The following is a 13,485-nucleotide window of genomic DNA, read 5'->3' as shown; positions in this document are numbered from 1 at the left end:
TTAGCGCTCGTGATGTCGGATCTGCCGCTCGACCAGGTCAGGACCCTGCTCGCCGTCGTCGACGAGCAAAGCTTCGACGCCGCGGCGTCGGTGCTGCACGTGACGCCGTCGGCGGTGAGCCAACGGGTGAAGGCCCTGGAGCAGCGCACCGGCCGTGTGCTGCTGCTGCGGACGAAACCGGTGCGCCTCACGGAGTCGGGCAAGGTGGTGGTGCGGTTCGCGCGGTCGCTGGCCCAGCTGGAGCAGGACGCGCTCGGCGAGCTGGGCCTCGGCGCGGAGGGCACGCGAACGCTGTCGATCGCGGTGAACGCCGACTCCCTGGCGACGTGGTTCCTGCCCGCCCTCGCCGCGGTGCCCGAGAACCTGGGGATCTGCTTCGACCTCCAGCGCGAGGACCAGGACCACACGGCGGCACTCCTGCGCGAAGGCCTGGTGATGGCCGCGGTCACGGCGGCGCCCCAGCCGGTGCAGGGCTGCACGTCCCGCCGCCTCGGCCGGATGCGCTACCGCGCGATGGCGTCCCCGGAGTTCGTCGAACGCCGCCTGACGGGCGCCCCGCTCCCCCAGCTGCTCCCCACGGCCCCGGTGGTCGTGTTCGACCGCAAGGACGACCTCCAGGACCGCTTCCTCCGCGCCCTCACCCGGCGCCGGAGCTTCACGATGGTGCGCCACCACATCCCGGCATCGGAGTCCTTCTCGGACGCGGTGGCGGCCGGCCTCGGCTGGGGCATGGTCCCGGAAGCCCAAGCGGCCGAGCGCACCCTGGTGGACCTCGCCCCGGACCACCCACTCGACGTCCCGCTGCACTGGCAGCAGTGGAAACTCGATTCACCAGCCCTGGCCGCGGTGGCCGACGCGGTCGCGAAAGGCGCGAAGCGAGCACTGCGCTGACGGGACGCCCACCAAGCTCAGCCCGGGTAGTTGCCCACCCCGTGTTCCGCCAGGTCAAACGCCTGGTCGATGACCGCGACCTGCTCTCGGCGAACCGTCTCCGTGTCGTCGCCTGCGACTATGCGGTTCATTGCGTGGCTGAAGACCGTCGTGATCGCCGTGGTCAGGAGGCCGGCCGCCATGCGGGAGCGGAACGCGTCGCCCGTTTCCTCCGTGAAGACCTCGGCGAACGCCTCCGCGATCTCGCGCTCCTGCTCGTACCAACGCGCCGTCAGGGCCGGGCTCGACTTCAGCACCCACCAGAAACCCGGGCCGCCCGCGATTGCTCCCGACAGGGGGTGACCCGCGGCCAGCAGATCGTGCTGGTGGCGTCTCAATGCCTCGGCCGCCGAAACGCCGGGCGGACGGGTCCGCACCGCCGAGACCAGGTCGGCCAAGCGATCGGCGTGGCGGTCGAGGAACAGGTCCTCCTTGCGCGGGAAGTAGTTGAAGACGGTCATCTTGGACACGCCGGCCGCTTCGGCCACCTCGGCGACCGTCACCTCTTCGAAGCCGCGCTGGATGAACAACCCGGACGCGACGTCCGCGATGAGCTGCCGGGTCGCCCGCTTCTTGCGCTCGCGCAGTCCGTGATCCGCCATGGACCGAGAGTATAGACCGAGCACAAAGTTTGACTCGGTAAAAGTTTGTCGGCATCATCGAAGGCATGAACAGGGATGTGGTGATCTCCGGGGGCGGACCGGTGGGCCTGATGCTCGCCTGCGAACTGCGGATGGCGGGCGTCGACGTGCTCGTCGCCGAACGGCTGCCCGAACCGGACCAGACGATCAAGGCGGGGTCCATCAACCTGCCGACGGCCGAGGCGTTCTACCGCCGCGGCATGCTGCCCGCGCTCCAGGCGCTGGTGCAGGAAGACATGGCACGGATGCGCGAGTTCATGAAGAGCCGTGGCGCCCCCACGGGCAAGATGGTGCCGCCGGTGGGGCACTTCGCCGGGATCATGGTGAGCTCGGCGGGCGTCGACTTCGAGGATCCGGCGTTCCGTGACGTCGGGCCGGCCGCGGGGGTGGTCGTGGTCCGGCAGCAGGCGATCGAGGCCCTGCTCGCCGAACGCGCCGCCGAGCTGGGGGTCGAGGTGCGCCGCGGGGTCGAGCTGACCGGGTTCGAGGCGGACGACGACGGCGTGACCGTCCACCTCGGCGACGACGAGATCCGCGCGGGCTGGCTGGTCGGCTGCGACGGCGGCCGCAGCCTGGTGCGCAAGGGGGCCGGGTTCGACTTCCCGGGCACCGACCCCGCCGTCACCGGGCGGCAGGCGCTGGTCGAGCTGACCGGCGCCGAAGCGCTCCGGCCCGGCTGGAACCACACCGACGGCGGCATCTACGTCCACGGGCCGATGCCCGGCCGGATCCTGACCGTCGAGTTCGACGGGCCGCCCGAGGACCGTGACGCGCCGATCACCGCGCAGGAGCTGGAAGACAGCCTGCGTCGAGTGTCCGGAATGGACGTTCGCGTCACGAAGGTGCACACCGCGACGCGCTTCACCGACAACGCGCGCCAGGCGAGCACCTACCGCCGTGGCCGGGTCCTGCTGGCGGGCGACGCGGCGCACGTGCACTCGCCGTTCGGCGGGCAGGGCCTCAACCTGGGCGTCGGCGACGCGGTCAACCTCGGCTGGAAGCTGGCCGCGACGATCCGCGGCTGGGCGCCGGACGGCCTGCTCGACAGCTACACCTCCGAACGGCACCCGATCGGCGAGTGGGTGCTCGAGTGGACGCGGGCGCAGATCGCGCTGATGCGCACCGACGAGCGGGCGAAGGCCCTGCGCCACGTCGTCACCGACCTGCTGAACACCGGCGACGGCGCGACCTACCTGGCCAAGAAGCTCTCCGGCGTGCTGCACCGCTACCCGATCGAGGGCGAGCACGACCTCACCGGCCGCGGCGCCCCCGACTTCGCGTTCGCCGACGGCACCCGGCTCGGCGAGCACCTCCAGGACGGCAAGGGCCTGCTGCTGGACCTCGCCGACTCCCCGGACCTGCGCGGCACGGCGAGCGGCTGGGCCGATCGGGTCGGGGTGCTCACCGCGAAGACCGAGCCCGCCCTGACGGGGGTGCTGATCCGCCCGGACGGGCACATCGCCTGGGCCACCGAGGACGGCACCACCGCGGGCCTGGAACCCGCGCTGCACCGGTGGTTCGGCGAACCCGCCTGACCGAAAAGGGACACGCCGGTGGCCCGGCGAACCTGCCCGACCGAAAAGGGGCGCGTCAGGGACCTGGCGCGCCCCTGACCGGAAGGAGCCACGCCGGTGGTTCAGCCGAACCGACCCCATCGGAAATAGGCCACCAGCGCTTCGGCGAACCCGTCCGACCGCAAAGGGACACGCCGGTGGCCCGGCGAACCTGCCCGACCGAAAGGGGCGCGCCAGGGACCTGGCGCGCCCCTAGCCGGCAGGAGCCGCGCCGGTGGTTCGGCGATCCGCCTGCCTGGGAAGAGCGGCCAAAACCGGCGCGCCCCTCCATCGCTCAGGACGTGTTCGACCCTGTGTTCACCCGCAAGGTCGAAGTGACGTTCTGCGGACGGCGAGCCCGGCCGCGGCGCGAATCCCGCGTTTGCTCAAAATCCCCTCGTGTGGACGGCGACGACCCGGAATGATCAGCGACCGGAAGGGGACGCCGATGACCGAGCTGTATCCGCCGATCGAGCCGTACGACCACGGGCTGCTCGACGTCGGTGACGGGCACCGCGTGTACTGGGAGACCTGCGGCAACCCGGACGGCAAGCCGGCGATCATGCTGCACGGCGGGCCCGGCCAGGGGTGCGCTCCGGGGATGCGGCGGGTGTTCGACCCGGCCCGCTACCGCGCGGTGCTGCTCGACCAGCGCGGCTGCGGCCGCAGCCTCCCCCACGCCGCCGACCCGGCGACGTCGCTCGAACACAACACGACCGATCACCTGGTCGCCGACCTGGAACGGCTGCGTGAGCACCTCGGCATCGAACGCTGGCTGCTGACGGGCGGTTCGTGGGGCACGACGCTCGCGCTGGTCTACGCGCAGCGGTACCCGCACCGGGTGTCGGAAATCGTGGTCAGCGCGATCAGCACGACGCGGCGGTCCGAGATCGACTGGCTCTACCGCGGGGTCGGCCGGTTCTTCCCGGAAGCGTGGCAGCGGTTCAGCGGCGGATCCGACGACGTCGTGGCCGACTACGTCCGGCTGCTGGAAGACCCTGCGCAGCGGGATCGCGCGGCCCTCGCCTGGCGTGAATGGGAAGACACCGTGCTGTCCCTCGAACCGGGCGCCACCCCGCGTGTCCACAGTGGACCGCCCGACGACGCGACGATGGCGTTCGTGCGGCTGACCGCCCACTACTACGCGAACGCGGGCTGGCTCGAGGAAGGCGCGGTGATCCGTGACGCCGGACGGCTCGCGGGCATCCCCGGCGTGCTGGTCCACGGCCGCCTCGACCTGAGCTGCCCGGTGACGACGGCGTGGGAGCTGGCACGGGCGTGGCCGGGCTCGGAACTGCTGGTCGACGACCACTCCGGGCACCGCGGCAGCCCGGTGAAGCGTGCCTGGACGCTCGACGCGCTGGACCGGTTCGCTAGCCGCCGGTGAGCGCCGTCAGGACCGAGAACAGGGACGCGAAGAGCCACAGCACCGCCAGCTGCCCCAGGGTCGGCGTCAGGCCGGTTTCGATTTCGACCCAGCGAACCTGGGCGATGCCCCCGCCGAGGGTGACGCCCCACCACCGGCGCAGCAGGACCCGGTGCACGAACGACGCCACGACGTACGTCGTCACCAGAGTGACGAAGAACGACCAGGATTCGGCGCCCGACAACCCCGCGACGATCAGCCCGATCATCAGGTGCAGCAGCATGTCGATCACCACCGCGGGGGCCTGCCGCCACCCGGACGCTTCCCGGTACGGCGGGCCTTCCCGCAGGGCGCGGAAGGTCACGATCTCCAGCGAGGCCTGAGTCGTCGCGGTGTCCATGCCTCCACCACGCGCGAACCCCCGATCCGGTTGCTACCCCTCCGCGGCCAGTTGCACCGCGACATCGATGATCATGTCCTCCTGGCCGCCGACCAGGGCGAGCTCGCCGCAGCGGCGCAGGATCGCCTGGGCCGGCACCCCGTAGCGCTCGGCCGCGCGCTCCGCGTGCAGCAGGAAGCTCGAGTACACCCCGGCCCAGCCCTGGACGATCGCGTTGCGGTCCATCTTCGGCCAGCGCTGCAGGTACGGGCGGACGATCTCCTCGGCCGCGTCCAGCAGGCCGCCGACGTCCAGGCCGGTGTCGACCTCCAGCCGGTCGAACACGGCCGCGAGGACCTCCGTCGGCGAGTTGCCCGCCCCGGCGCCGAGGGCGCAGAGCGACCCGTCGATGTAGCGGACCCCGGCTTCGTAGGCCAGCACGGAGTTCGCGACACCCAGCGAAATGTTCTGGTGCCCGTGGTATCCGACCCAGGCCTGGTCGCCGACCTCGGCCACCAGCGCCTCGAACCGCGCGCGGGCCTCGTGCATCAGCAGCGCGCCCGCCGAGTCGGTGACGTACGCCGCCTGGCAGCCCGCGTCCACCATGATCCGGGCCTGCTTCGCCAGATCCTCCGGCGGCGTGCGGTGCGCCATCATCAGGAACCCGGCCGTCTCCATGCCCAGCTCCCGGGCCAGGCCGAAGTGCTGCGGCGAGACGTCGGCCTCGGTGCAGTGCGTCGCGACGCGGACCATCCCCGCGCCCGCGTCGAACGCGCGCTGCAGGTCCTCGGCCGTGCCGATGCCGGGCACCAGAAGGACCGCGATCTTCGCCTGCTTCGCCTCTTCCCGCGCCGCGGCGATCAGCTTCAGCTCGTCGACGGCGGAAAACCCGTACGTGAACGACGATCCGCCGAGGCCGTCGCCGTGGGTCACCTCGATCACCTCGACACCGGCGCGGTCCAGCGCGCGCACCGTGTCGCGCACCTGCTGCTCGGTGAAGCGGTGCGCCATGGCGTGACTGCCATCGCGCAGAGTGGTGTCGACGATCCGGACGTCGTGCTTCAACTCTGGCCTGCTCACGCGGGCACCTCCTGCTTCGCCCGTGCCATCAGCTCGCCCACCCGGGCGGCCGCGGCTGTCATGATGTCCAGGTTCCCGGCGTACTCCGGCAGGTAGTCGCCGTTGCCGCGGACCTCGAGGAAGATCCCGACCCGCGCGTGGCCGTCCCACTCCTCGCGCGAGTCGTCGAACTGCGGATCCGCCCGCAGCGCATAACCGGGGACGTACTTGCGGACCTCGTCGGCCATCTCGTGGATCGACGCGGTGATCGCGTCACGGTCGGCGTCGATCCCGATCGCGCAGAACACCGTGTCCCGCATGATCATCGGCGGCTCGACCGGGTTGAGGATGATGATCGCCTTGCCGCGCCCGGCCCCGCCGATCTCGGCCACCGCCCCGGACGTCGTGCGGGTGAATTCGTCGATGTTGGCCCGGGTTCCGGGGCCCGCACCCCGTGACGCCACCGAGGCGACGATCTCCGCGTACGGCACCGGCGTCACCCGGGAAACCGCGTGCACCATGGGGATCGTGGCCTGGCCGCCGCAGGTGATCATCGAGACGTTGGGGGCGTCGAGGTGCGCGCCGAGGTTCACCGGCGGGCACACCATCGGGCCCAGGTGCGCCGGGGTCAGGTCGATCGCCTGGATGCCGGCGGCCTCGTAGCGCGGCGCGTTGGCGGCGTGTGCCTTCGCCGACGTCGCCTCGAACACCAGTTGGGGCAACGGATCCTGCCGTAGCAGCCAGTCGACGCCCTCGGCGGACGCCGCGATCCCTTGCGCGCGAGCGCGTTCGAGCCCGTCGGACTCGACCACGCCGACGACGTAACCGACTTCGATAACTTCACTGCGTCGCAGCTTCGCCAGCAGATCGGTGCCGATGTTGCCGGGGCCGACGATCGCCGCCATCACGGGAGCCATGCTCCGACCGTCGCACCGGCCCGGCTCGCGGGACAGTCCGGTGTTCCGGCCAGTGGAACGTCGTCAGCTCCAGATCGTCACGTAGACCGGCGGCCGGAAGCGTGACGGCGGCACCCCGCTGCCCGGCGCCCGCATGACGTGCATCGCGCCCGGCGTACCGAGGAAGTGCCGCAGCGAGTTGGCCGCGCCGGTGCGGCGGTCCGTCGGCAGCGTCGTCACGAACCAGCAGGCCGACACCGGGGTCGCGCGGGTCGGGACCACCGCCAGCTCCTTGCGCCGCAGCTGCGGCGCCACCAGGTGTTCCAGCGCGACCGACACCCCGCCACCACTGGCCGCGGCCGACCAGGCCGCCGTCTGGTTGGGGAACACCTGGATCGCGTCGTCCGCGACGCCCAGCGCCCGCAGCAGCCGCCCGGTGTCGCTGCCCGGGTCGGCGCCCGCCGGGTCGAGCAGCCACGGCCAGTGCGCCGGACTGCCCTGGTGGCGCGCGTTCGGCGCACCCACCACGACCAGCGAGCCGCGGAAGATCGGCACGCTGTCGAGGTCCTGCCCGCCTTCCACGCTCAGCTGCGGGCCGAGCGTGACGTCGGCGAGGCGGTTGGCGACCAGCACCGGCAGCTCGGCCGTGCGCGCCACGCCGGCGTTCGCGTCGATCGTGTTCCCCGCGCGCCTGCGGAACGCCTCCAGCAGCGGGTTCGCGACGAACTCGGCGATCTCGCTGGTCACCGCGAGCCGCAGCCGCGCGGCGACGCCGTTGGCCTGCCGGACGGCGGCGTCCGCCTCGGCGCCGAGCGCGACCATCTGCGAGGCGATCGGCAGCAGCCGGCTGCCGCCCGCGGTCAGCGTCATCCCGCCGGAGCGCTTGATGAGCAGCTTGTCGCCGTGGTGCTGGCGCAGTGCGGCCAGGGCCTGGGACACCGCGGGTTCGCTGACACCGAGCGCCTTCGCCGCGTCGGTGACCGAACCCAGCCTGGCCACCAGGACGAAAGCGTTCAGCTGGCCCAACGTCATGCTCAGATACTCTCTGTGACCCCGGTCCCGATACAGGCGTGGATAAGCGAACCATTAATCCGCGCCCGGGCCCAGCGTCCGGCCGGGTTACCGTCCACCCATGGACGAGCCCGGCGACGCGCTGAAGGTGCTCCGCGCGGTCTGGCGTTCCGGCGGCCAGACCGAAGAGGACCTCGACTGCGGACCGCAGAAATCGTGCAAGAGCATGGCGAACGTCGGTTTCGACCGGTTCGCCGAGGACGACCACCCGGCCGCCGCCTGGCGCGCGCGGCTCGCCCGCGAGGGCAAGCTGGGCGGCTCGACGGTCCGCGACCTCGTGCTCGGCCCGGACCGGTAGATGGACTACCCGGACACCGTCGCGGGCCTCACCGGGGCGCTGCGCGGCGGCGGTTACCTCGCCGACCGCGGCCTCGCCACCGCGCTGCTCGTGGCCGTCTCCCTGCACCGCCCGCTGCTGTTGGAGGGCGAGGTCGGCGTCGGCAAGACCGAGCTGGCGCGCACCCTCGCCGCGGTCTTCGGGAAACGCCTGATCCGGTTGCAGTGTTACGAAGGCATCGACACCGCGCAGGCGCTCTACGAGTGGGACTACGCGCGCCAGCTGCTGCAGATCCGGGCGCTGCCGGAGCACGAGGCGTCCGGCGAGAAGGCCGTCGACCAGCTCTTCGGGCCGAAGTTCCTGGTGGAACGGCCGCTGCTGGCCGCCGTCCGCGCGGGTGCCGGCGCGGTGCTGCTCATCGACGAAATCGACCGCGCCGACGACGAGTTCGAAGCCTTCCTGCTGGAGCTGCTGGCCGACTTCCAGGTGACGATCCCCGAGATCGGCACGATCACCGCGGACAGTCCCCCGGTCGTGGTGCTGACGTCCAACCGCACCCGCGAGCTGCACGACGCGCTGAAACGCCGTTGTCTCTACCACTGGATCGACTACCCGGACGCCGGGCGCGAGGCCGAGATCGTGCGCGTCCGCGAGCCCGGTGTCACCGAGACGTTGACCCGCAAGGTGGTCGCCGCGGTGCACCGGCTGCGGGAGCTCGACCTGGCGAAGCCGCCGGGGGTCGCGGAAACCGTCGACTGGGCGCGGATGCTCACCTTTCTCGGCGCGGCCGACCTCGACGAGGTTTCGGCCGCCGACACCCTCGGCGCCGTGGTCAAGGACCGCGACGACCTCGAGCTCGTGCGCGAGCACCTGGCGGAGCTCACCTCCGGTGGCTGAGTTCGCCGGGGTCCTCGCCGGGTTCGGGCGCGCGCTGCGGGCCGAGGGACTCGCGGTCGGCACCGGCGACGTGCTCGTCTACTGCCAGGCCGCGGCCCGGCTCGACCCCGCCGACCTCGTTGACGTCTACTGGGCGGGCCGGGTGACGCTGGTGCGCCGCCGTGAGGACATCGCTTGCTACGACACGGTTTTCCGCGCCTACTTCCTGGGCGCCGAAGCCGCGTCCCCCGAGTTCGCCACGCTCACCGCCACCCTGGAGTCCGACGCCGTGCTCTCCCTGCCGGAGTCCGCGTCCCCCGGGGAAGAACAGGAGACCCCGCATGCCGCCGGACTCGCCGCGTCCACTGCAGACAGCCTGCGGTACAAGGCGTTCGGCGCCTGCACGCCCGAGGAGCTGGCGGCGATCCGGCGCATGACCGTCCGCCTGCGCCTCACGCCCCCGCGGCGGCGGACCCGCCGGAGCCGGCCCGCGCGGACCGGGCCGATCCCGGATCTGCGGCGCACGGTGCGCGAGACCCTGCGGCTGTTCGGTGAACCCGCCCGGCTGCACCGGCGCCGCCGCCGGGTGCGGCCGCGTCCGCTGACGCTGATCCTGGACGTCTCCGGGTCGATGGCGGACTATTCGCGCGCACTGCTGCAATTCGCGTACTCGGCGGGCCGGGCGGCCACGCACGTCGAGGTGTTCTGCTTCGGCACCCGGCTCTCGCGGATCACCGACGAGCTGCGCACCCGCGACGCCGACGAGGCCCTCGACCGCGCCGCGAAGGCCGTCTTCGACTGGGACGGCGGCACGCGGATCGGCGCGTCGCTGGCCGAGTTCGTCGGCACCTGGGGCCGGCGGGGGCGGTGCCGCGGCGGCATCGTCGTCGTCTGCTCCGACGGCCTCGACCGCGGCGACCCGGACGTCCTGGCGCGCGCGGCCGAAGGGCTGTCCCGGCTGTGCCACCGTCTCGTGTGGACGAACCCGCACCCGGGCGGCGACTCGCTCGGGATGAGCGTGGTGCGCCCGCACGTCGACGTCCTCGTCTCCGGCCAGGACCTGCGCGGGCTCGAGGAGCTGGCGGCGCTGCTGCCGGCGCTGGAGCGGTCGTGATCCGCCTCGGCACGGCGGCGGGCTACCCGTTCGAAGGCCCCCGCCTGCTCGGCGGCTGGGCCCCGCCCGCGGCCCCGGCCGTCTACGCGATCCTCTGCCGTCCCGACGCCGAAGCCCACCCGGACCGCTACGCCGTGATCTACGTCGGGCAGGCCGAGGACCTCGCCGCCGAGCGCCTCCCGTTCCGCCACCCGCGGGCGCCGTGCTGGATCGCCCGGGCGGGTTCGCGGTGGAAGGTGCACATCTGCACGTACGATCCGCCGGGCGGCCTGCGGCCGCACCGCGAGCAGATCGTCCGCGAGCTGACGGCGGTGTACCGGCCGCGCTGCAACCGCGAACGGTACGAGCACGCCTGGGAGGACGAATGGATCGGGCACAGCCGGTGACGCCGGCGTTCGAGGTGGTCGCGGGGGCGGGTTCGCTGCGCAGCGTCAGCGGGGTGACGTTCCCCCACCGGTGGACACCCGCGGGAGTGAGCGTCGAGACCGACTTCACCGGCGGTCACCTGCTGAACCTCGCCGCCGCCGGGTGCGTCCTCAACGACCTGTACCGCGAGGCCGAGCCGCTGGGCATCAAGCTGCGCGGCGTCCGCGTGACGGCGGGCGGTGGCTTCGACCCGGAGACGTGGGCGTCCACCGGGATCAGCTACCGGGTGGAGCTGGACTCGGGTGCGTCCCCCGAGGAGGTGGACCGGCTGCTGGCGGCGGTCGACGCCGTCGCCGAGATCCCGCGCGCGCTGCGAGCCGGGGCTTCGGTACGGCGGGTGCCCTGAGCTGTTTGATCATCCGCGGTTCGGGGCACGTTCGTCGGGAAGATCCGATCGAGGAGGTGCGATGGCCACGCGCTGGCAACTGATCCCGCGAACCACTCCGCTCTGCTGGCTCAGCCTGGTGGCCGGCGTCCTGCTGCTGGTCTCGAGCATCATCACCCTGACGACGGCGGCCGCGAGAGTGCCGGTCCTCGAGGTGATCGTGGCGGTGGTGGCCGTGTTCCTCATCGTCTGCGCCGTGCTGGGCCTGGCGAAACCGCAGCTCAGGAACCGCTGAACCCCTAGGAGCCGTCATGACCGACCAGCCCCCTGAGCTCGCCGAGGTCCGCGAGCACATCAAGGAAGCCAAGGACGCCGCCGAGCAGGCGGAGCAGTCCGGCATCGCGGACGCGACGCCGGACAAGCCCTTCGACGAAGGGGACGCCGAAGAGGCCGCCGACACGGACTGATCAGGGGCGGATGCAACGCTGGGTGTCGACGTCCCAGGTTCCGCCTCCGTCGAGGCAGCTGGTGAACTCCAGCTGCCCGTCCACCCACGCCTTGTGGCCCGCGCAGACCTCGTATTTGGTCTCGTCGCCATCGCGGCACTGGTAGCCGTACTGCGGTGCTTTGCGGGTGGGTGTCGCCTTCCGGACCGGCGCCTTGGTGGTCGCCTTGGGCGGCGGCACTGAAGTCGCGGTCGGCGGCAGCGTCACGGTCGTGGTCGCGGGTGCCTGCTCCACCGTGACGACAGTGGTGGAGGCGGGCGCAGTCGTGGGCGCCGGGGCGGTCGCCGGAGTCGTGCCGCACCCGGCCACCACGACGGCGGCCGCGAGCAGCGTTGCCGGGAACCATGCCTTCACGTCCGGTGGTCGCCCGAACCGGTCCGAAGGTTACGGACGGGCGGAAACCGTGCCCGGATCGCGACGGGCGCTAGCCCGGGCGGCGGCGGGTGGTCGTGCGGCGGCGGGTTGTCGTCTTCTTCGTGGTCGCCGTTGTGGTGTGGGCCCGAGTCGTCGTGGTGTCCGGGGCCGCCGACGTCGGCGGTGTCATCGTGGTCACCGGGGACTCCGTTGTGGACGGAACCGCGGTGGTCGTCGGCGGCACCACCTGGCCGTTGCCCGATCGGCCGCCGCCGCAGGCGGCCAGCACCACGCCCGCCGTCAGCACCAGGCCGCACCACCACATCCGCACCTTCGGGACGCTACCAGCGCGACCCGGGCGAAGAGGGCGGAATGGGTCAACGCGGGGCGAAGCCGACCGCGTCGTGCAGGCGGGAACGGCGGGTGCCCGACGCCGGGCGGGCCACCGGGTCCGCGGGTGCCGGGGCCTCGCGGACGATGTCCTCCGCCATTCCGTACAGGAGCGGCAGGGCGCCCGCCACCACTCCCCCCGTGCGGTTGATGTGGGCCACCCCCGGGACGATCAGGGCCGCGTGGCCGTTGATCGTCCTGACCGTCTCCGCGCACTCCTCCAGGTTCGCCGCGATGCGGGCCAGCAGCGAGCCGACCCAGTACAGGTAGAACGCCAGGCCTGCGATCAGCAGCGCGATGTCCAGCACCGTCAGGACCACCAGCAGCGTCATGTCCGAGCCCTCCCCAGGAACAGGTGGTGTTCCAGGCCTTCGGCCAGCACCGCGTCCACTCGCGCCGCCGTCTCCGGGATCAGGGTTGTCGACGCGGTGTTCGCCGCGGCCGATGACAGCGTGTCCCGGACCGCCACCACCCGCTGGTCGATGATCCGGACCAGGACGATCAGGACCGTCAGCAGCGCCGCCACCGCGAGCACCACCACGAAACCGGCGATCACGGCTATCCACCACTCGGTCATGTCAGCCTCCCAGCCGGGTCCGGCCGCGGCGCAGCCCCGCGACGATCACTTCCGCGTGCTCGATGGTCGTGCTCAGCTCCGCGAGCGGCGCCGTGGCGCGGACGGCGTCCCGCAGCGCGCCGTCGATCAGCGGGGCCTCGCGGCCGATGGACCGGGCCAGCAGCAGGATCGGCACCACCAGCGCGACGACGACCAGCACGACCACGATCCCGATCACGAACCCCACCACCCAGCCGGTGCTCATACCGACTCGCAGAAGTCGCGCACGGGCTTGAGGTTCGCGTTGACCGAGGCGAGCGCGCCCGGCACCGGGGCGGTCCGTTCGGCGACCACCCGCACGCCGCCGGTCACCGCCCGGAGCGTGTCGCGGATGTGTCGCAAGTGGAGGATCACCCGCAGCAGCCCGACGGCGGCGAACAGGATGATCAGCGCGGCGATGGCCAGGGTGCACCAGGCGACGACGGGCATCACGGAACTCCTTTCAGCCCAGCAGTTTCGCGACGCTGCCGGCGTACCGGGTGGCGCCGACGGCGACTTCGCGGATGGTCCGGTCGGTCTGCGCGAGCACCGCCGGCACCGGCTCCAGCTGCCCGGCCAGTTCGACACCGCCCTCGAGAATCGCGTCCGTGGCCGCGCGGATCCGTTCGCACGCCGCCAGCACGCGGTTCAACAACGCGATCACCACCGGCAGCACCACGAACAGCAGCACCGCGTTGCCGATCCACCACAAGGTCATGGCTCCTCC

General features: G+C 72.2%; 22 protein-coding genes. 10 read left to right on the top strand and 12 right to left on the bottom strand.

Features of this window, described 5'->3' with window-relative positions; translation table 11 throughout:
- Window positions 1-12 precede the first annotated feature (12 nt).
- Entirely contained in the window at window positions 13-891 is an 879-nt protein-coding gene (locus VA596_RS27270; RefSeq protein WP_458364017.1) for a LysR family transcriptional regulator ArgP, read from the top strand.
- A 17-nt stretch (window positions 892-908) separates the two neighbouring features.
- Here VA596_RS27270 and VA596_RS27265 read toward each other — a convergent pair whose 3' ends face one another.
- Window positions 909-1,532 carry a TetR/AcrR family transcriptional regulator gene (locus VA596_RS27265; RefSeq protein WP_323331009.1) on the bottom strand — a complete coding sequence of 208 codons (624 nt, stop codon included), beginning with the start codon at window positions 1,530-1,532 and terminating at the stop codon, window positions 909-911.
- Between the two features lie 65 nt (window positions 1,533-1,597).
- Here VA596_RS27265 and VA596_RS27260 point away from each other — a divergent pair, with 65 nt between their 5' ends.
- Together VA596_RS27260 and pip are read left to right on the top strand one after the other, a co-directional pair.
- Window positions 1,598-3,106 (top strand): FAD-dependent oxidoreductase, encoded by a 1,509-nt coding sequence (locus tag VA596_RS27260; RefSeq protein ID WP_323331008.1) that lies wholly within the window; start codon window positions 1,598-1,600, stop codon window positions 3,104-3,106.
- Between the two features lie 466 nt (window positions 3,107-3,572).
- A complete protein-coding gene (pip, locus tag VA596_RS27255; protein ID WP_323331007.1) occupies window positions 3,573-4,511 on the top strand; it encodes a prolyl aminopeptidase in 939 nt (312 codons plus the stop codon).
- Here the strand turns inward: pip and VA596_RS27250 are convergent.
- The 4 genes from VA596_RS27250 to VA596_RS27235 form a co-directional block, all read right to left on the bottom strand.
- The gene (locus tag VA596_RS27250) at window positions 4,498-4,890 is read right to left on the bottom strand and encodes an RDD family protein (protein WP_323331006.1); all 393 of its coding nucleotides are present in this window, start codon (window positions 4,888-4,890) and stop codon (window positions 4,498-4,500) included. The two genes, pip and VA596_RS27250, sit on opposite strands and share 14 nt — an antisense overlap.
- Window positions 4,891-4,923: 33 nt before the next feature.
- Window positions 4,924-5,949, bottom strand: coding sequence for a 4-hydroxy-2-oxovalerate aldolase (dmpG, locus tag VA596_RS27245; RefSeq protein ID WP_323331005.1), 1,026 nt, complete (start codon window positions 5,947-5,949; stop codon window positions 4,924-4,926).
- A complete protein-coding gene (locus VA596_RS27240) occupies window positions 5,946-6,845 on the bottom strand; it encodes an acetaldehyde dehydrogenase (acetylating) (RefSeq protein ID WP_323331004.1) in 900 nt (299 codons plus the stop codon). The genes dmpG and VA596_RS27240 overlap by 4 nt, the downstream gene beginning before the upstream one ends.
- A 63-nt stretch (window positions 6,846-6,908) precedes the next feature.
- Window positions 6,909-7,856, bottom strand: a complete 948-nt coding sequence (locus VA596_RS27235) for a LysR family transcriptional regulator (protein ID WP_323331003.1) — start codon at window positions 7,854-7,856, stop codon at window positions 6,909-6,911.
- A gap of 100 nt (window positions 7,857-7,956) precedes the next feature.
- On the opposite strand from VA596_RS27235, the gene VA596_RS27230 reads away from it, so the two are divergent.
- The 7 genes from VA596_RS27230 to VA596_RS27200 all read left to right on the top strand — a co-directional run bounded on the left by VA596_RS27230 (window position 7,957) and on the right by VA596_RS27200 (window position 11,380).
- Entirely contained in the window at window positions 7,957-8,193 is a 237-nt protein-coding gene (locus tag VA596_RS27230) for a hypothetical protein (RefSeq protein WP_323331002.1), read from the top strand.
- A complete protein-coding gene (locus tag VA596_RS27225; protein ID WP_323331001.1) occupies window positions 8,194-9,069 on the top strand; it encodes an AAA family ATPase in 876 nt (291 codons plus the stop codon).
- Window positions 9,062-10,162 carry a vWA domain-containing protein gene (locus tag VA596_RS27220; protein ID WP_323331000.1) on the top strand — a complete coding sequence of 367 codons (1,101 nt, stop codon included), beginning with the start codon at window positions 9,062-9,064 and terminating at the stop codon, window positions 10,160-10,162. The genes VA596_RS27225 and VA596_RS27220 overlap by 8 nt, the downstream gene beginning before the upstream one ends.
- Window positions 10,159-10,548 carry a hypothetical protein gene (locus VA596_RS27215; RefSeq protein WP_323330999.1) on the top strand — a complete coding sequence of 130 codons (390 nt, stop codon included), beginning with the start codon at window positions 10,159-10,161 and terminating at the stop codon, window positions 10,546-10,548. The genes VA596_RS27220 and VA596_RS27215 overlap by 4 nt, the downstream gene beginning before the upstream one ends.
- Window positions 10,527-10,934, top strand: coding sequence for an OsmC family protein (locus VA596_RS27210; RefSeq protein ID WP_323330998.1), 408 nt, complete (start codon window positions 10,527-10,529; stop codon window positions 10,932-10,934). The genes VA596_RS27215 and VA596_RS27210 overlap by 22 nt, the downstream gene beginning before the upstream one ends.
- A 61-nt stretch (window positions 10,935-10,995) precedes the next feature.
- Entirely contained in the window at window positions 10,996-11,208 is a 213-nt protein-coding gene (locus VA596_RS27205; RefSeq protein ID WP_323330997.1) for a hypothetical protein, read from the top strand.
- A gap of 16 nt (window positions 11,209-11,224) precedes the next feature.
- Window positions 11,225-11,380 carry a hypothetical protein gene (locus VA596_RS27200; protein WP_323330996.1) on the top strand — a complete coding sequence of 52 codons (156 nt, stop codon included), beginning with the start codon at window positions 11,225-11,227 and terminating at the stop codon, window positions 11,378-11,380.
- On the opposite strand, the gene VA596_RS27195 is transcribed toward VA596_RS27200, so the two are convergent.
- The 7 genes from VA596_RS27195 to VA596_RS27165 all read right to left on the bottom strand — a co-directional run bounded on the left by VA596_RS27195 (window position 11,381) and on the right by VA596_RS27165 (window position 13,476).
- Entirely contained in the window at window positions 11,381-11,773 is a 393-nt protein-coding gene (locus VA596_RS27195) for a hypothetical protein (protein WP_323330995.1), read from the bottom strand.
- 70 nt (window positions 11,774-11,843) lie between these two features.
- Window positions 11,844-12,104, bottom strand: coding sequence for a hypothetical protein (locus VA596_RS27190; protein WP_323330994.1), 261 nt, complete (start codon window positions 12,102-12,104; stop codon window positions 11,844-11,846).
- Between the two features lie 46 nt (window positions 12,105-12,150).
- Window positions 12,151-12,495, bottom strand: a complete 345-nt coding sequence (locus tag VA596_RS27185; RefSeq protein ID WP_323330993.1) for a hypothetical protein — start codon at window positions 12,493-12,495, stop codon at window positions 12,151-12,153.
- Window positions 12,492-12,740: a hypothetical protein gene (locus VA596_RS27180; protein ID WP_323330992.1), complete on the bottom strand. Its 249-nt coding sequence runs from the start codon at window positions 12,738-12,740 to the stop codon at window positions 12,492-12,494. The genes VA596_RS27185 and VA596_RS27180 overlap by 4 nt, the downstream gene beginning before the upstream one ends.
- 1 nt (window position 12,741) lies before the next feature.
- Entirely contained in the window at window positions 12,742-12,984 is a 243-nt protein-coding gene (locus VA596_RS27175; protein WP_323330991.1) for a hypothetical protein, read from the bottom strand.
- Window positions 12,981-13,208, bottom strand: coding sequence for a hypothetical protein (locus tag VA596_RS27170; protein ID WP_323330990.1), 228 nt, complete (start codon window positions 13,206-13,208; stop codon window positions 12,981-12,983). The genes VA596_RS27175 and VA596_RS27170 overlap by 4 nt, the downstream gene beginning before the upstream one ends.
- Before the next feature lie 13 nt (window positions 13,209-13,221).
- A complete protein-coding gene (locus VA596_RS27165; RefSeq protein ID WP_323330989.1) occupies window positions 13,222-13,476 on the bottom strand; it encodes a hypothetical protein in 255 nt (84 codons plus the stop codon).
- Between the last annotated feature and the right edge of the window lie 9 nt (window positions 13,477-13,485).

The organism is Amycolatopsis heterodermiae (assembly GCF_034929455.1).
GTDB lineage: Bacteria > Actinomycetota > Actinomycetes > Mycobacteriales > Pseudonocardiaceae > Amycolatopsis > Amycolatopsis heterodermiae.
This window is presented reverse-complemented; position numbering and strand designations above follow the sequence as displayed.